This is a genomic window from Halocola ammonii, from assembly GCF_049334165.1.
Lineage (GTDB): Bacteria > Bacteroidota > Bacteroidia > Flavobacteriales_D > Sanyastnellaceae > JBEGHD01.
On sequence record NZ_JBEGHD010000003.1, the window covers coordinates 133,856 to 151,619 of the forward strand.

General features: G+C 44.4%; 14 protein-coding genes. All 14 read right to left on the reverse strand.

Going from position 1 to position 17,764, the window contains the following annotated elements; translation table 11 throughout:
* Positions 1-23: 23 nt before the first annotated feature.
* The gene (locus ABHV44_RS04330; RefSeq protein ID WP_459073432.1) at positions 24-467 is read right to left on the reverse strand and encodes an RrF2 family transcriptional regulator; all 444 of its coding nucleotides are present in this window, start codon (positions 465-467) and stop codon (positions 24-26) included.
* Between the two features lie 127 nt (positions 468-594).
* Positions 595-1,011 (reverse strand): response regulator, encoded by a 417-nt coding sequence (locus ABHV44_RS04335; RefSeq protein WP_459073433.1) that lies wholly within the window; start codon positions 1,009-1,011, stop codon positions 595-597.
* Positions 1,008-2,021, reverse strand: coding sequence for a PAS domain S-box protein (locus ABHV44_RS04340; RefSeq protein WP_459073434.1), 1,014 nt, complete (start codon positions 2,019-2,021; stop codon positions 1,008-1,010). Before ABHV44_RS04340 ends, ABHV44_RS04335 begins: the two co-directional genes overlap by 4 nt.
* Positions 2,022-2,192: 171 nt before the next feature.
* Positions 2,193-7,670 (reverse strand): PAS domain S-box protein, encoded by a 5,478-nt coding sequence (locus ABHV44_RS04345; protein ID WP_459073435.1) that lies wholly within the window; start codon positions 7,668-7,670, stop codon positions 2,193-2,195.
* Between the two features lie 223 nt (positions 7,671-7,893).
* The gene (locus ABHV44_RS04350; protein WP_459073436.1) at positions 7,894-8,238 is read right to left on the reverse strand and encodes a DUF1801 domain-containing protein; all 345 of its coding nucleotides are present in this window, start codon (positions 8,236-8,238) and stop codon (positions 7,894-7,896) included.
* Positions 8,235-9,389 carry an alpha/beta hydrolase-fold protein gene (locus ABHV44_RS04355; RefSeq protein WP_459073437.1) on the reverse strand — a complete coding sequence of 385 codons (1,155 nt, stop codon included), beginning with the start codon at positions 9,387-9,389 and terminating at the stop codon, positions 8,235-8,237. The genes ABHV44_RS04350 and ABHV44_RS04355 overlap by 4 nt, the downstream gene beginning before the upstream one ends.
* 72 nt (positions 9,390-9,461) lie before the next feature.
* A complete protein-coding gene (locus ABHV44_RS04360; protein ID WP_459073438.1) occupies positions 9,462-9,758 on the reverse strand; it encodes a hypothetical protein in 297 nt (98 codons plus the stop codon).
* A 4-nt stretch (positions 9,759-9,762) separates the two neighbouring features.
* Positions 9,763-10,080 (reverse strand): DUF2752 domain-containing protein, encoded by a 318-nt coding sequence (locus ABHV44_RS04365; RefSeq protein WP_459073439.1) that lies wholly within the window; start codon positions 10,078-10,080, stop codon positions 9,763-9,765.
* Positions 10,070-10,897, reverse strand: a complete 828-nt coding sequence (locus ABHV44_RS04370; protein WP_459073440.1) for a TM2 domain-containing protein — start codon at positions 10,895-10,897, stop codon at positions 10,070-10,072. The genes ABHV44_RS04365 and ABHV44_RS04370 overlap by 11 nt, the downstream gene beginning before the upstream one ends.
* A 48-nt stretch (positions 10,898-10,945) precedes the next feature.
* Complete coding sequence (locus ABHV44_RS04375; RefSeq protein ID WP_459073441.1) at positions 10,946-11,239, reverse strand: hypothetical protein; 294 nt, start codon at positions 11,237-11,239, stop codon at positions 10,946-10,948.
* Positions 11,240-11,248: 9 nt separating this feature from the next.
* Positions 11,249-11,383 (reverse strand): hypothetical protein, encoded by a 135-nt coding sequence (locus tag ABHV44_RS04380; RefSeq protein WP_459073442.1) that lies wholly within the window; start codon positions 11,381-11,383, stop codon positions 11,249-11,251.
* A gap of 11 nt (positions 11,384-11,394) precedes the next feature.
* Complete coding sequence (locus tag ABHV44_RS04385) at positions 11,395-13,155, reverse strand: hypothetical protein (protein ID WP_459073443.1); 1,761 nt, start codon at positions 13,153-13,155, stop codon at positions 11,395-11,397.
* Between the two features lie 49 nt (positions 13,156-13,204).
* Positions 13,205-16,303: a DNA polymerase III subunit alpha gene (locus tag ABHV44_RS04390; protein ID WP_459073444.1), complete on the reverse strand. Its 3,099-nt coding sequence runs from the start codon at positions 16,301-16,303 to the stop codon at positions 13,205-13,207.
* Positions 16,304-16,541: 238 nt separating this feature from the next.
* Positions 16,542-17,756 carry a DNA polymerase IV gene (gene dinB / locus ABHV44_RS04395; protein ID WP_459073445.1) on the reverse strand — a complete coding sequence of 405 codons (1,215 nt, stop codon included), beginning with the start codon at positions 17,754-17,756 and terminating at the stop codon, positions 16,542-16,544.
* Between the last annotated feature and the right edge of the window lie 8 nt (positions 17,757-17,764).

The window sequence follows — 17,764 nt, forward strand, 5'->3', positions numbered from 1 at the left end:
TCTAATAAGATATTTAGATTCTTTTATCCTTTATTTTTATTTGCTTCTTTCAAAAATGCCCTTCCATGCGAGATTACTTCGTTCATTTCTTTTAAGGAAGTAGTGGAAAGTGTTCCTGACAGATATTCCCTAACGGGAAGAAACCGATGATGAACCGGGCACGGATAATCGTCACTACACTCCTTAAATCCCAATACACAACCTACCATTAGCCCATCACCATCCACCGCTTCTACAATTTGGTGGAGATTGACCTCTTTCTGATCGATAATTCGATAACCTCCTCCCGGGCCGCGAGCAGAATCCAGTAAACCAGCATTGGTTAACATTTGCAATACTTTAGCAGTAAACGCTCTCGGTGAATCAATTGCTTTGGAGATTTCAAACAATCCGGCTCTACCCTCACCTGCTCTTGCTGTCAGGTGAATCATGATCTTAATTGCGTATTCACAGGATTTCGAAAACATGATCTTCCTCTTTCTGCGAGTAAAGGTAGCAATTTTCCCTATTTAGGACTTATTTATCCTTATTTATTTTAGAAACCTGAAATGGGCTAAATGAAAGTGCCCTGACCTTTGGGGAAGTGGAAGCCTATTAGGTGCTCGGTTGATTGGGGAAAAACGACTGTAGCTCTGGAATCTCTTTAAGCTGGGTGAATGTTTCGGTGAGAACTGGTTTGGAAAGAAACTTCACGACCAATTCATTCTCTCCTGCTTTGGCAATATCTTCATCGTCAATCGAAGAAGTAGTCATGAAAACGTAGGTGTTACCTTTAGTGACAAAACGCTCAATCTTGTCGAGAAATTCCCAGCCATTCATGTTGGGCATGTTGATATCCAAAAACAGAATGTAAACATCCGATGTGCTGTAATTCTCTTCCATAAAGGACAGCGCAGACTCACCGCTAGCAAATGAAATGGGAGATTTATGAAAATTACTACTCTCCATCATCTTGCGAGTCATCATAATAAAAATCTCATCATCGTCAATCAAAATTGTCTTCACATTCATCCGCCCTCGCTTCTTGATTTAATATTTTTTGACTTGCCTACCACATCTTTGATGATGTTGTCTAATTCATCAGCTGAATTCAACACATGGCCGAGAAATTCCCCAATTTGATTTTCATCCAGGTCTCCTTCTTTGATAAGATTAATAAGTCCCATCATTCGGGCTACCGGGGCCCTCACTACGTGCGACTGAATCCACGCAATGTCTTTTAACTTCTCGTTTTGGCTTTCAATTGTGCGCTCATGCAAAATTCTTTCCGTGATATCGTTGGCAAGGGTTAGTTCAGCATTTTTACTCTGATAGGTTATGTAGTTTTTACTCAAATCAACGTAGAAAAGCTCACCGCTTTTTTTGCAGTGCTTTGCCTGACCCTCAAAACCCTTTTGAGTTTTATGGGTGTGCTTATTTTCCTCCTCACACTCTTCATCCTTCGCTTCAATATCGCGCACGGTCATCTGCAAAAACTCACTTTTCTCGTAACCGTACTTTTTCTCGGCCGCCTCATTTAAATCCAAAAATTTCCCACTTGAGGTCTCAGCAACCCACATTGGGATTGGACTCAGGTGGAAGAGGTCGCTGTAGCGCCTTTCTGATTCCTTAATCGTCTGAATGTAACGATACCTCTCAATGTTGTAGACAATACTTTTGTAGAGGATTGTTGGGGTAAGATCTTCTTTAATGAGGTAATCTGCCAGACCGGTGGATATGGAACGAGTAGCAAAGTTGAGGTCACTGTAGCCTGTGAGAGCAATAATCGGCACTTTATTATTAAGCGCCATCATGCTTTTTATCAAACCTTCCCCCCTTTTGTCGGGCAAGGAGAGGTCAAGCAAAATAATGTCGAAGATCTTGCTTGTGTCTTTTAATGCTTTTTCAGCCAACTGATAGCTCTCCACATGTGTAACGTGTGGTCGTAAAATGTGATCTTCGATATAATCTGATACGAGCAGAAAATCTCCGGGATTGTCCTCAATTACCAAAATTCGATATGTACCTCTGTCTTTTTCCACCTTTGCAACGCGAGCAAATTAAAAATTTTTTGATTGTAGAGCTACGCTTACAAACATCACAGAGTTTCGCATATAGCCGCTCTTTCACCTACCCTCACTAAAAAAGGCTCAAGAAAGAGCTCCATATCAATCACATGTCTTTTCAATTTTTGTTTCTCTAAATGACAAATTCTATTTTTCTCGTATGGGAATTGTAAAGAAAAAAGTAGTGCCTTTTCCCTCTTCGGACTCCAACCATATGCGCCCATCGAAGCTTTCGATAATTTTCTTGACGATGGCGAGCCCCATACCAGTGCCTTCGAACTCTCCCTTGGCATGCAGCCGTTGAAAAATAACAAAAATGTCTTCGTAAGATTCCTCAGAAATTCCAATTCCATTGTCTTTTAGTTGAAAGATCCATTCATTGCCAGACTTCTCTGCTGAGATTTCAATTTTTGGAGGCACATTCTCTCTGGAGTATTTGAGCGAATTACTGATGAGATTTTGAAAGACCTGTAGCAGTGGCGAACGCTGACCGAGTACTTCGGGCATTTGGGTTGTCATCACAACCTTGGCTCGCTTCTCCTCTATCGATTTCCGGTGAAGCGCTTTCACCTCATCAATAAGTTCTGCAATGTCGACTTTAGTGGGTGGCGCATCGTAGTGACCCACTCTGGAAAAATCCAGCAGGTCGAGAATGATTTCGCGCATTCGCTTTGCTCCGTCCACAGCGAAGAAAATGTATTTCTGTGCTTTTTCATCGAGTTTATCGCTATAGCGTTTTTCGAGTTGCGACAAAAAACTGGTGACCATACGCAAGGGTTCTTGCAAATCGTGAGAAGCCACGTAGGCAAATTGCTCGAGCTCCACATTCGAAAGTCGCAATTCTCTGGCCTGTTTTTTCAGAGAGGCATTTAGGTCTTTGAGCGACTTCTCATATTCCTTCCTTTTGGAAATGTCGGACATAACGCCTACTACTCTCGTTGCTTCGCCTTTTTCATCTCGAATAATCATTCCTCGATCTTCAACGTAAGCAAAGCCGCCACTTTGGTATCGAAAGCGATAATCCATCTTCCAGTTCTTGACATTGGCGTCTTTTACGGCAGCAGAAAAACTCTCCTCAACTTCAGCTCTGTCACTTTTGTGAATATGTTCGAGCCAGGCTTCTGTAGTTGGCGAGAATTTTTCAATCTCATATCCGAATGAACTTTGAAAACCTTTACCCCAAAAGAGTGTATCCTCTTTTACATCCCAGTCCCAAATTGCGTCACTGGTCGCTTCCGAAACCTTTTCGAAACGCTCGTTTGAGAGTTTCAGCTGTTCTTCATACTTTTTCCTCTCAGTGATATCTTTAAAGTAAACTGCCAACCCGTTTTTTGAAGGGTAGGCGCTCACCTGATACCATCTCTGCAAAGGCGCAAAGTATTCGTCAAAATTGACGGTCACTTGTTCTTCCAAAGCTCTATGGTACATCTCATAGAAGAGCATATTTTTGGCCTCTTCAAAAACATCCCATAGATTCTTGTTTAGTATTTTCTGTTTTGGTGTTTGTAGCATTTCTTCGGCCCTGGAGTTCCAGTAGGTCACTATCCAGTTTTGATCCACAGAGAAGAATCCATCTCCGATACTCTCTAAAACTTCAACCTTCTCGTTGTACATGTTCTGAAGCGCCTTTTCAGCTGCAATTCTATCTGAGATATCTACTCCCGAACATTGAATTTCTGACGGGTTTCCATCTGAATCTGGCAAGCAAACAAAATCCCATAGGGTTGTTACCACACCACCTCCTTTTCTGGGTTTGTCGATCTCTACCTGAAAAACGGTATTTGGACTGACAATACATTTCTCCACAATTTCTCCAACTTTCGGGTGGTGGTAATCCATAATCGAATCCATGCCACTAACACCGATCAGATCTTTGTTACCGTGCGTCCAGCCAAAGTCTTCGTAAAATTTCTTGTTGTAAAAACTGTATTTCCCTTCGAGATCAGTTCGGATGATATAGTGCGACTGGGAAGCCATAATTCCCTGAAGTCGGGCCTCGCTTTCGCTGAGGGCAAGCTCTGCCATTTTTCTCTCGTGGATGTCCTGGATGCTTCCGAAGATTTTTACAGTTTCGCCATTTCTTCGATCAGCTTCGCCCAGGCAGCGCACCCACTTGGGAGTTCCTTTAGCCGTGTAGATCAACAGCTCGAGATCAAATTCTTCTCCATACGTCACCAGTCGCTTAAGAGCGTTTTCAATTTTCTCTCTGCTTTTTTCTTCGTAAAATTCAAAACCTCCCGTAAGTGTTGGATCGTAACTTTCATCAACTTCGATAATCTCGCGAGTCATAGGCGACCAATACATTTCTTCATTGTCTTTGGTGAATGTATTTTCCCAAGTACCTATTTTTGCCATTTTATTGGCTCTGTCCACCAAATCCTCAAGTTCTTTTTTCTCGCTAATATCCAACAGTACTGTATCCCACACATTCGTTCCATCTGAAAGTCTCGTTGGACTACCTCTGCCTTCTATCCAAATTGTTTTGCCATCGGGTCGAGTAATTTGCCATTGATGATAAAATTGCGTTTGTGTTGCTGCCGAATGCTCTATAGCCTTTTGCAGGCCTTCTGCTTCTTCTTGATTTTTAACCTGACTCCACATGGCATCAGTGGACTGCATACACTCCTCAGGAGTCAGTTGCCAAATATTGCGCGAGCCTTCGCTCACAAATTTCAGCTCATCTCTTCCATCGGGATAGACATAATACTTGAAAATGACACCCGGAAAATTATTGGCTGTGTTGAGTAGCCTGAGTTCTGCTTCTTTGCGCTGGTGGACATCCTGGAAACTTCCAAAAATCTTAATCACTTTACCATATCTGCTTTCCGCTTTTCCAATGCACTTGATCCACTGGTCATTGCCTTTGGCGGTGACAATGGGCAATTCAAATGAAAAGTCTTTTCCGCTGGAGATGGAGTCTTCAATATATTTTTTGACGATTTCCTGCGATTCTACGCGGTAGAATTGGATTGCTTCGTCCAGGTTCGGCTGATAGCCTTCGGGCACCTCGTGGAGCTTGCATACCATTGGCGACCAATAAATGCTGTCGTTGATCACATCTACTTCCCAGAAACCAAGACTGGCGAGTTCCGTTGCGTTTTCCAAAAGGTCTTCAAGTTCCTTTTTCTCGGTGACATCTCGACCGTATGCAAAAGCATAGCCCTCTTCTTTAAACAAGTCGGATGAATTCCAGGAAATCCATTTGTAGTCCCCATCCTTGGTTCGGTACCTGTTTTCAAAGCCAATTGCTCTTCTTTCACCCTTAATCGTATCTGCGTATTCGACATTGGTGGACTCCCTGTCTTCTGGGTGAATCAGATCTACAAAAGGAATAGAAGTAATCTCTTCCTGAGAGTAGCCAAGTAGCTCGCTAAATGCGGGATTAACCCTTTTGAAATATCCATCGGGGCCAGCAATGCAGAGAATGTCTGGCGAATTACTAAACAATAGAGATAATTCTTCTTCCAGTTTTTTCCTTTGAATTTCACCTGCCAGGGCTTTCCCAACTTCTGGAAATAAACTCTTGAAAAAAGACAGCTCGTTTTCTTTCTGTTTCGAACCAAAAACGATGACCCCCACAAGCTTTTCGTTTCTAAAGAGTGGCACTCCCAGAACCTCCTTTAACCCCGCAACTCTGGCTGCTTCACGCCTTATGAATATTTCCTTTTTGTCGATTTCTTCCCACAACGTTTCGCGCATCTCTTGCCACACTGTTCCGGGAAGCCCTTCACCCTTTTCAAATTTCTTAATGTTGGCACTATCTCTATAAAAACCTTTGATCTGAGTGTCTCCAGTATACGAAGTGAGAAAGTCAAGGTGTGTTCTGTCCTCGTTCATTTCCCAAATCTCTGCCAGACTAAAACTGCCGAAATTTACCAGGTGCTTCAATACTTTTTGGACTGAGCTAACCAAATCGATATCTCTGTTGAAAATAGCACTGATTTCTGTGATCAGTTTTTTCTGTATCTCTTCGTTCTTCTGCCTGGTAACATCGCGCTGAATGGCCACAAAATGAGTGACCTCTCCCTGATTGCTTTTAACTGGATTTATTGAAATATCATTCCAGAACTCAGAACCATCCTTCCGGTAATTTACAAGGGTAGTAGAGAATGGTCGCTCTTCAACCAGGGCTGCCAGCAATCTATCTAGCTCTTTTCTGTCAGTTTTTGGTCCCTGAAGAATTCTCGGTGTTTTTCCAATCACCTCTTCTGAGGTGTAACCAGTGCTTTCTTCAAAAGCATCATTTGCATAAACTATTTTCGGACCTGGTTTTTGCACAGGGTTGGCTTCGGTAATCAGAACAGCATCACTCGTATTTGTAATTACGCTTTCAATAAGCTGAAGCCTCTTTCTTTCAGCTCGTTCTTTGGTAACGTCTTGCATGGCACCGATCGCCCGAACCGGTTGGCCATTTTTCTCTCGAATAATAATTCCGCGGTTTACTACATGTGCATAGCTCCCATCGGACTTTAAGTATCTGTGTTCCAGACTCCATTCATTCGATTCACCCTTGAGTGTTTCAGCAGCGTTTGCAATGATATCTTCTCGTTCCTCAGGGTGTAGCCTTGCAATTACCTTATCACGCTCATTGAGGTTGGGATAATCAATGAGTCCAAAAATTTCTTCGTAGCTATCGCCCCACTTCACATGGCTTTTGAGAATATCAAAGTCCCAAATCGCATCAAAAGTTGCTTTTGTTACATACTCATACCTCTCATTGGATTTTTCAATCTCGCTCTTCTTTTGATGGTTCTCCAGAATAATGCTGAAGAGTGAGGCATTTTTATCGAGTAGCTCCAGCTCTTGCTCCGAAGGGCTTCTAACAGTTTTGTAATAAATGGCAAAAGTCGCTATTACGTTTTGCTCTGAATCAAACACTGGTTGTGCCCATGAAGCCTTGTAGCCAAAAGGTGTAATCAAATCCTTGTAGTCTTGCCATTCTTCGGCTACTTCAATATTCTCAACGATCACTGTCTGCTTTAGGTAAGCTGCCGTCCCGCAAGAACCGTTTGACGGCCCGATTCCGAGGCCATCAATCGCCTTACTGTATTCCCTCGGCATTGAAGGTGCTGCGAGATGATACACTCTTCCGTTTTTCACCTGAAGCACAGTTAGGTGCATTCCATCGAACAGATTTTCAAGACCTTTCAGGTAATTCGAAAGTGTTGTGCCAAGACTCGCATCAGCCGCGATTGCTTGCTCCATAAACTGACGTTCAAGGGATTCTAGTTGATCCTTTTTGTAACTCTCAGTCACATTATTGGCGATAATCATCATGCAGTCTCTACCGGCATAAAACATCCTTCGGCCGGTGATTTCCATCTTCATTGGCTCACCCTCTTTTGTAAGATGAGTGAAAACACCAAATTGAATCGTGCCTTCTGTCAGGTTGTTGTGTGCTTCTCTAACTTTTTGGATATCCCTCTCGGGTCTGATATCGAGTATTGTCAAATCCAGAAATTCTTCTCGTGAGTAGCCGTAGAGGTTCAAGGCAGCTTTATTAACATCTAAAAAACGATACGTTTCTAAATCATAAAACCACTTGGGAAGTGGACTAAGCTCAAATAGATGACGGTACTTGTCATCCGATTCTCTTTTCAGATTTTCATCTTCTCGACTCTGCATAGTTTTGTCGTTAGTGTAGTTCATCCAATATCCTCATAAAAGAGGAGTACTGGAAAAGCTAAAAAGGGTAAATGAAAAGAATTCATTTCTGGTTTTGCTTGAGCAAGGTAATACTAAAAGTCGTTTTGAAGTCCAACTCTGGATTCATCCATGATTTATCAATCAAAGATAGTATTTCACATAAAAAAGACCTTTTAGCCCTTTTTCAGATCAAGAGTTAGCGTTAATGCAGTCGAATCGAATTGTTTAGGATTTCTATTATTACATCCTTTGGAATATCCGCCTCAGGATCTACTCTAAGTATTTTCATCCTTTTTCTATCGCCCTGCTCGAGTAGTGGATGATTGAGTTGATTTCCGTTCACAATTCCGATGTAGGGTTCACCGGATTTTTTGTCTTTCCACAGGTAGCAAAACATTTTTCCGCGATAGTAGAAAAAAGGAAGACGATACTTCCACTCTGGGGTGATATCGGGATCAACAGAAAGAATTATGTCTCTCAGTGCTTCGAAACAACTGCGCTGGGGTTCTTCGAGATTGAGGTAAAACTGATCGAGTTCCCGAATCATTCCTTTGGTTTTTCAACCTCGGCCAAAATCTCCTGCTTTTCTGCTTCAGAATAGAACTTGCTCACTTTTAGACTGGCTTTCAGGTCGCTTATGGTCTTTTGAGTATCTCTTTCCATTTCTTGCTCTGCATAGAAAATGTAGAGATAGCCTTCTGAGAAGCTTGGATAGGCTCGCAGTAGCTCTCGCCAGGCGGCAATTGCCAGATCGAATTCACCCTCGTTGTAGAAATACCAGCCTTTTCCGTTGAGCACTCCCAGTCCGAAGCTAAAGTCACTCCCATAGTGCTGGCGAATATTTGCCGACTGGATTTTCAACTGGCCCACGTCTTTATTTTCATTGGAAAAGTAGATTGCCTGTCCTTCCGCCCAGTACTCAAAAATGTCGTAAAGTGCCGGTGCGATGGTCAACCCGGGAACTGCATTGTGATCGGCCTCGAGGAAAAACCTTCCATCTGCGTCAATCATCGGATTGTCAAAATCGCTCAAAAGCGAATCGATTGCGTTGTAGTGTTCCAGGTAAGCTCCTTCCACACCGTAGCGGTAGTACTTTTTTGTGCTGAGGTCCAGATTCTCCAACTGGGCGAGAGAATCCACCAGGTTTACATTGGTCTGAGTGTAAAAAGGGCTAAGCGCAATCACCGCATTGAGCTCATCAATTCGATTGTGAAAAAGACTCGTGGTAAAGTACCCGTAGCGCGAGTGACCTACAAAAATTCTGTACTTGCTCGCCTTCCATTTTTCTTCAGCCAGTGGAATCAACTCTTCAAAGAGAAACATTTCGTTTTTTTCGAGCATCCCTCTCTCGCCAGAAATGCTATGGAGCGTTTCTGACAAACGATGTTCCTGGGTAGATTCCACACTTATCACCACCGCCAAAGGCATCTGTTCGGTACTGCTGAGGTAATCGATCGTGTTGAGAATGTAACCGTGACTCCTTTGATTCTGGCTATCAAAGACAACGATCAGCGGAAATTCAGAACCGAGGTTTTCTTGCCAGGTAAATGGCACCGTCACTTTGATGTTCTTTTCAAAACCCAAAGCCTTGGATTCGAGGGTGGTGTCCAAAAGAATTTTGTACCGCTCATAAGTTTGCGATTGGAGAACCGAAGCGCTCAGAAGCAACGCCAGGAGAAAGAGAGTTATATATTTCATGAGATGTGAAGTATGCGATAAAAGTATAGAAATTCGACAAATACCTTTCTCAATGCCGATCATGTTCACTGATCAGAGGACCGACCCCATTCGGAGAAGTATCCAGGTCATGAAAATTGCTATCAAGATGAGCAGCAAGTTATTGCTATTGGAAAGAGGCAAGTCGGTTTTCTCTTTTGGGGCATTGGGCGCCAGCCAGTCTCTGGTTTGCCCCACCACATCGCGATCGTGGTACAAAGATTCTGCCTCGGAATCAACTTCATCTTTGACCTTGTTCTTGTCTACGATAGACCTGGCCACCAAAGTGAGAATGATCAGGCAAAAAGCAATCCCAATGATTTTTTCGGTGAAGGTCCAGGGGGGTTCCATTTTCTCAAAACCATTTTAAAATCCTCACTCCAAATCCCTGGAGCACCAATTTGAGCCAGTAAAGCATTAGCAGTGGCAGCACCACAAAACCAAGCGGATTAAAATCCCAGGCCGTGGCAAAATCGAAGTGAATGAGATGCATCACTGAGCGAGTCATCCCGCAGGCGTAGCAATCCACACCAGCCATGAGATGCGAGAGGCAAATGCTTTCACCACTGTCGAAATAGTCTGCCGGCATAAGCAGTAAAACGATGGGTATAGCTATTAACACGCCTGACAATCCAACCCTCCACTTCCTCACAGTCTCAAGCTTAGATATCATCAAATGTTTCTTCATATTCAGAGTTCTTTGGCTTGAGTGTTCCCATCAGGATCCGGATAAAGTCAACCAGTGCCCAAATTCCGCAACCTCCAAGAGTTAAAATTTGAAGAATTCCGATCCCTACGTAGCCGAGATAAAAACGATGGATCGCGAGACCCCAGAGGAAAAAGCACAGCACTGCTGCAACAACCTGACTTTTGTCTCCAATCGGTAATTCTTCAGTGGCTTTGTTGATATCGTCTCCGGCCTTATTGACATCATCTTGCCAACTATTCTCCCTGGACTTATTGACCTTTTCGTTATTGAACATGTCTTTGGACCCATCTGGGTAGCGGATAAGTACGATGTTGTCACGGCTTTTTGTGTAGGTTGGCCCGTTTAGACGATCACATTTTTTATAGCGTACCTCATCTTCTGTGATTTCCAAAACACGTGCTTCAATTTCATCACCGTTGGTGAGGACTATGATGTCGCAGTCTGAGTTGAGTTCGGCAGACTTTGCCGGAACTAAAAAAACCTCAACAGGTGTAGAAGAAGAACTTAAGCTTTCCGGCTCTCGTTCGGTAGACGTTTCGAGCGAGGCAGTTTCGAGATTTCGTGCTGCCAAAACAGTGAGATCTTCATTAGCCTTCACTTCCTCAGTCTGACTCTTCTTCTCGTCTTTCTTACGCTTATTCAGAGAGGCGACAAAAAATCCTTTTCGGTATTTTCTTTTTTGAATAAGGTTTGAGGAGGTGACATCGCTCGATGTAGCGCAGCTGGCGAGAAAAAAGCTCGCAACTACAAAGGCAGTGAAAAGTTGAGTAAAGCGCTTCATGAGTTTGGTTAAGTTGGTATGGAAGACAATTATACGAAAATCGGAGGTTTATTGGAAGGTCATTCTTCGAGCCTGGCTCTTTGCTTGAGCTTCCTGAGGACCCTTGAGCATAGATAGCCACTTGCACCCAAAAATGAGGAAGGTTCCGATGGTGATAGTCGTGATCTGCCAGGTTTCTCCGTTGTCACCAACTATTTGGACGAGGAGAAATGAAAGCCCAAAACCAGGAATCCAAAAACTAGCCAGTCCAAGTAGCGCCCACTTCCACCTGCTCTGACCGTGCTCTTTAGCATGTCCAGAGAAAATGGAGATAATGGCGAGTGTGGTGATTACTGCGGACAAACTGAAAATCTAAACTTCAGATGAAGAAGTATTTCTTGCAACGTTCTTCACATATTCCCAGCTGTATTCCTTTCCTTTGCCATCTTCACTTCTTTGCAAGCGTGTATCGAGCTCGGCTTTTTGCTCTTCTGAAACTATGTGCATTCTTTAAAAAATTAATCCCACTTTACTTCGTAAGTATGTTCTTGCGGTTTAATATCTTTAAAGCTTTGAATCACATCATTGAGAGTGTTAATAACATCGCTTTCTTTTATATTCAAATTGTCATTTAACAGCCACGTTCTTAGAGATTCTAATTCAGATTTGATTAATTTGTAAATTCCTCCCTGTTCTATTAAATCAGTTCGTTCAACTTGCGATTTTAGCGCTACCAATGTATCTATTACAAATTTAAAAACACTACGTATGTTCTCATCAGAGGAATACTGATTAGAACATTGACGACCTATTGTAGCCCAAGTAGAGATCAGTGAGTGACCATCTGAAGATGACAAAAATCCTTCTGCTTGGCAAGTTAAAATAAATCGAGATACGGTAGACAGAACATTTCTGTAAATCTCACGTCTTGACTTTATTATCTTTTGAAAAAGAAACATATCTATTGGCATACACTCGTATGCAAAACTGTAAAGACCTTTCCTAAGAGCGTTTAATGCATTATTTTTTAAGTACATGTAAACTCCTATTACTATCAAGCCTTCTTTTGGTGATAACTCTTCGTTTTGATTATATCGCATAGAAATGGCAATAAAAAGCAAATTATACCTAGCCTCCTCATTTAGCTCAAGATTACCCGAAATAACCGAACTGTTCAAAATCAAACCTAGTTCCCGCAAAATTTGATTCAACTCCATCCACTGTGCATTATCTTTTGAATTATTCTCAATAGTATTATTGAAGACCAGCCTTGTCTGTAGTATTCTATTTTCGGCAGGAGAGTTTAATTGAAAATTTCTTTTAAAGGATTCTGCTATAACTGAAACACCTTTGATTAGTGCTTCGTCAAACCTTCGAGCATTGAGGGATTGTAAAAAATTCCTTTTAAAGTCTTTAAGGACTTCAAATTTTGTTAACTCTACTTGACTCACTGATGCCTTTTCATAGAAGGTCTCAATACTGATCCAAATCGCATTTAAAAAATCATTTGAGCTATTCTGATATGCCTTTTGAATTGAATGCCTCCAAATGAACACTAATGCGTGAAATAGCTTACCAGAATCTTCACGATCTAGCCCATTATCTATATAATCTACCGCTAGCGAGTTTAGTTCTTCCATAACCTGATTATAGGCATCAGAATCTTCCTTTTGGACATAATAATTGAGGTCAGTTCTGATGGCTACAATTTTATTGTTTGTTGTATGTGATATGAAGTTCTTATGTCTGGTTGTTTCGAAGCCTTCAATATCTTCCCATTCTACTGACTGTATAAGACCAATTGTTTTTTTTAGGCGATCTGCGCTCTTGAGAGTTGAACTGATGACTGGAACCAAAAGAATAATAAATACAACAAATTGAAATAAGACAAAATACCCGATTGTGAGGCGCTGTGAGCTACCAAAATCATGCACATATGAATATGCCACAAATGAAACTAGGACTAATGAAATCGAAAATGAAAAGAAAGTCATCGCTTTCCAATCGTTTAGGATACTATCTCGTTCTCTTCTATGAAAATTATTTCCGTCATATTCAAATGCTATTAGAACCACGGCCACAATGATCCCGACTATTGAAGAAACAATACTACAGATTAACCCAAATAGATCTATGGGTTTTAATCTTTGTAAGCCCGCAATATCCGGTAGAAATCCTTTCTCGATTTGAAGCAAAGTCACAAAAATGACTAGCTGTATTATTACGGTTAATACTACATATTGAGATGGAGATTTCACTTGAAGCTTTTTCTTATTCACTGGTAAATTTTTAAGTGGTTTTAAAAATAGTCAATACCTAACACATTCCTCACTCCTCCTCTCTCAACCCCTTCTGCACTTCCAAAAAACTATTCGGGCGGTGGTCTCTTTGGCCGGGTTTGGTAACGTCTTTTTCGCGCTTGTTCCACTTTTGCTCGCGGGTGATTTTGCTGGCTGTGCGGCTGTCGGCATAGCGCGGGTCTTCCATCATCGGCAACTTTTCCATGTGGGTTACTTCCAGATTGATGCAGTCGAACTCCTCCATCACTTTTCCGGTGATGCGATAAACTCCGCGTCCGCGAAAGCGAAACTCGGCAGCCACCTGCGGAAAATGCACCGAGTCGATCCACTCTCCGTTGCAGTCGATGAACGTACCAAACATCATTCGCTGTCCGTTGCTGGTGCGAGTTTCTTTCACGGTCACCAGGTAGCCCTCGGCCGTCACGATTTTGTCTTTGAGCTTCGGCAGTTCGCCAGCCGTTACCGTGTCTCTGCCCTCCACCTTTTCCCAGTCGATCAGCGAAAAAGGATTGCACAGCGGGAAGCCAATCAGCTCGATCTCGTCAAAGGCGTCTTCAAAAGCATCGGCCTGCAAATCGGGCAATTCGTAGCTCTTTGTATCAGCATCGAAAAGCAATTTTTCCGGTCGGCTCTTTCGGGTGTTTCCAAGGAGAAAATGCGCTTTCCAAAGGAGTTCCTTTTTGCTTTTGCCGGTAAACTTGAATCCGCCAATCCGCACCAAAAGCACCAGCTGATCGAGCGAAACCTGCACGCGTTTTACAAACTCCTCGATGGTTGAAAACGGTCCTTCCGTCTGTCGCTGGCGAACGATGGCGGCAATGGTTTTCACCTCCAGCTCTTTCACCAGGCCAAAGCCGAGATAAATTTTCTTTCTGCGAATCACCGCCTCGGCCGTACTGTGATTTACGCAGGGTGGCATGATTTCACCTCCGTTCATCCGCGCCTCGTGGACGTAGAGTTCCGTCCGATAAAACCCACCGAAGTTATTCACCGTGGCCACCATGTACTCCAGTGGAAAATAGGCTTTCAGGAAAAGACTCTGGTAGCTTTCCACTGCATAGCTTGCCGAGTGGCCCTTGGCAAATGCGTATCCGGCAAAGCTCTCTACCTGTCGCCAAACCTCAGCAGTGAGTTTTTCGGGATATCCCTTTTGCCGGCAGTTTTCGAGAAACTTCTGTCGGGCTTTCTCAAACTCCTCGCGCCCGCGATACTTACCGCTCATTCCGCGTCTCAGCACATCGGCCTCGCCCAGCGAAAGTCCGGCAAAGTAGTGAGCCACTTTTATCACATCTTCCTGGTAAACCATCACTCCGTAGGTTTCGGGCATCAGCTTGCGCATCACCGGGTGGGCGTCTTTTCGCTTTTCGGGAAAACGGTAGCGCAGGATGTACTCGCGCATCATTCCGCTTTTTGCCACCCCGGGGCGGATCACCGAGCTGGCCGCCACCAGCCCAAGGTAGTCGTCCACCTGAAGCTTTTTCAGCAGCATCCGCATGGCGGGAGATTCTACATAAAAACAGCCGATGGCCAGGGCGTTTCGCAACATGTCTTTTATCCGCTCGTCTCGCTTAAAGCGTTTGATGTCGTGAATGTCGAAGTCGAATTTCTCGGGCTGGTTGTATTTCACAATGTCGATGGTGTCGCGGATTTTGCCGAGCCCGCGCTGACTGAGAATGTCGAATTTGTAGAGCCCAACGTCTTCGGCAGCCACCATGTCGAACTGCACCGTGCGGTAGCCTTTGGGCGGCATAAAGGTGGCCGAGTAGTATTCGATGGGTTTTTCGCTGATCAAAATTCCTCCGGCATGGATGCTGAGGTGGTTGGGAAATCCCTGAATGTATTCGCTGTAGCGCAGCACCAATTGGTTGATCTGATCGGCTCGCTGGTAGTTGATCTGTCCCTGGCTCAACTTATCGATTTCGTGCTTTGGAAGACCAAAAACTTTTCCCAGTTCGCGCACCACGGCCTTAAATCGAAAGGTGTTGTAAGTGGCCAGCAGCGCTGTGTTGGGAAATCGCTCAAAAATAAACCGCGTGATATCTTCGCGATCGGTCCACGAAAAATCGATGTCAAAATCGGGCGGATTTTTCCGGTAGAGGTTGATAAACCGCTCGAAGTAGAGATCGAGCTCAATGGGATCCACATCGGTGATTCGAAGCAGATAGGCCACAATGCTGTTGGCTCCGCTCCCGCGCCCCACGTAGAAGTAGCCTTTGCTGCGGGCGTATTTCAGGATTTTCCAGTTGATGAGAAAGTAGCTGACAAACTCCTTTTCGCGAATCACCTCTAGTTCTTTCTCTAATCGCTTGATCACGCGCTCGCCAATTTTAGGATAGCGATAGCGCAGCCCATCGTAGGCCAGTTTTTTCATCAGCCGAAAATCCAGTTCGGTATTTCCGGTGTAGGCTTTTTGATTTTTGGGCACCACCTCATTACCCACTTCAAAGTCGATAGAGCACTGATCGAGCAACTTTTCTGCATTTTTCAGCAGGTATGGAGCTTCGTCATAAATCTCCCTGAGCTCATCGGCCGGCCGCAACCGATCGGTCTCGGGCGATTGCTGCTCTGGTGATAGCTTGCTCAGTAGTGTGTTGCAGTCGATGGCGCGCAGCAGCCGGTGGGTGTTGAAGTCTTTCTTGTTTCTGAAAGTAGCCGTAGGCAACGCCACGAGCTTTTCGGGGTTGTTTCGCAGTGGCGAAAGCCGAAGCTGCTGCAGATCTTGTGGGCGAACCCCGATGAATTCATTTTCGCGCAGCTCGAATGGCTTTTTCTGAAATGCTGCAAACGGATAGATGAAAAAGACATCCGACATTTGCGGAGCCCTCGACTCGAACGATTCCTCTGCGTGCAGGTGCTTGGAAAGATGGCGATTGAGGTTTTCAAACCCGCGGTTGTTCTTTGCCAGTCCCACATACTTTTGAGTGGCACCGTTGCGAAAATCAATTCCCAGCACTGGGCGGATGTCGAACTTTTTTGCCAGCCTCACCATGTCGAGACAAGCCGAGGTGTTGTTGACATCCGTGAGGGCAAAGCACGAATAGCCAAACTGCCGAAGCTGTTCCATCAGCGCCTTCGGAGCCATTGTCCCAAAACGAAGGGAGTAATATGTGTGAGTGTTTGTTAACATTTAATTTTCTAAAATCTTTGCGCGCTTTGCGACTTTGCGAGACGATCATTCAAAAATGTCTGGCGTGCAGCTACGGAACCTAAACCACATAGGCACAGTAGGGCTTTACAACTATGGGAAGAGGCACAGAGAATTGAAGTTTCAAGCCACCACTTCCCCCGCCCTCTAGAAGAGAGGCCCTTCCCACGAATTCGTAATTCCTCATTCGTAATTCGTAATTGAACCACTCTTAATTGACTCACTGTCTCCTATTCGCCAGCAGCAGTGGAGCCTCTCCGTTGAAAGGATTTGTTCTTCCTATCGTTCGGGCGTGGATGCCGGCAGCGCGCATCACACAGCGGTCGCCAAATCGCTCTCGCATTTTGTCCATCGCCTGGTAGAGGTTTACCTGCTCTTCGGTGTCGTCAAAAAGATTGATCTGAAAACCACCGCCCACCAAATGACTAAACCGCACACCGATCAGCCGCACGAGCATTCTGCGGTTGTAGAGCTGCTCAAACATTTCCATCACTTTTGGAATCAACACGTGATCGGCCGAGGTGTATGGGATTCGCCTCTGCAGCGAGTAGGTGTTGAAGTCGGAATAGCGCACGCGAACGGTAACACAGGCGGTGAGTTTTTTTCCTCTACGCAACTGAAACGCCAGGTTCTCGGCCATTGCCAGCAAGATTCCGCGGAGCTTGTGTATGTCGATTGTGTCGCGGTCGAAGGTTCTTTCGGTAGAAATCGACTTCCGCTCGTTGTAGGCCACTACCGGGCTGTTGTCGATCCCGTTGGCCTTTTTCCAAATCCCGATGCCGTTTTTTCCCAGTGCCCTTTCCATCAGGTCCACCGGCATTTCCTGAATGGTGTGGATTCTCTTCACTCCCAGGTTGCAGAGGCTCTGGTAGGTTTTTTCGCCCACCATCGGGATTTTCCTCACCGATAGCGGAGCTAAAAATGGCCGCTCGGTACCGTAGTCCACACGGAGTTCGTTGTTGGGCTTGGCTTCGCCTGTAGCTACTTTCGACACTGTTTTGTTTTGGGAAAGCCCAAAGGAAATCGGAAGCCCTGTTTCTTTGATGATCCGCTGGCGGAGTTCCGAAGAAAACTTCACGCAGCCAAAAAAACGATCCATTCCCGTGAGGTCGAGATAAAACTCATCGATCGAAGATTTCTCGTAAAGCGGCACGTCTTCTTTGATGATGTCGGTAACCATGTTTGAGAACTTCATGTAGTTCGATGAATTTCCGCGGATCACAATCGCCTCGGGACAGAGCTCTTTTGCCATTCGCATTGGCATGGCCGAATGCACACCAAAAGTGCGCGCTTCGTAACTGCAAGCCGCCACCACTCCCCTGTCGCTCGTGCCACCAACCAACACCGGCTTTCCCTTGAGCCGCCTGTCCAGCAGCCTTTCTACCGACACAAAAAAAGTGTCCAGATCCATGTGCATAATCGCCCTCTCGTTCATTCTTATTT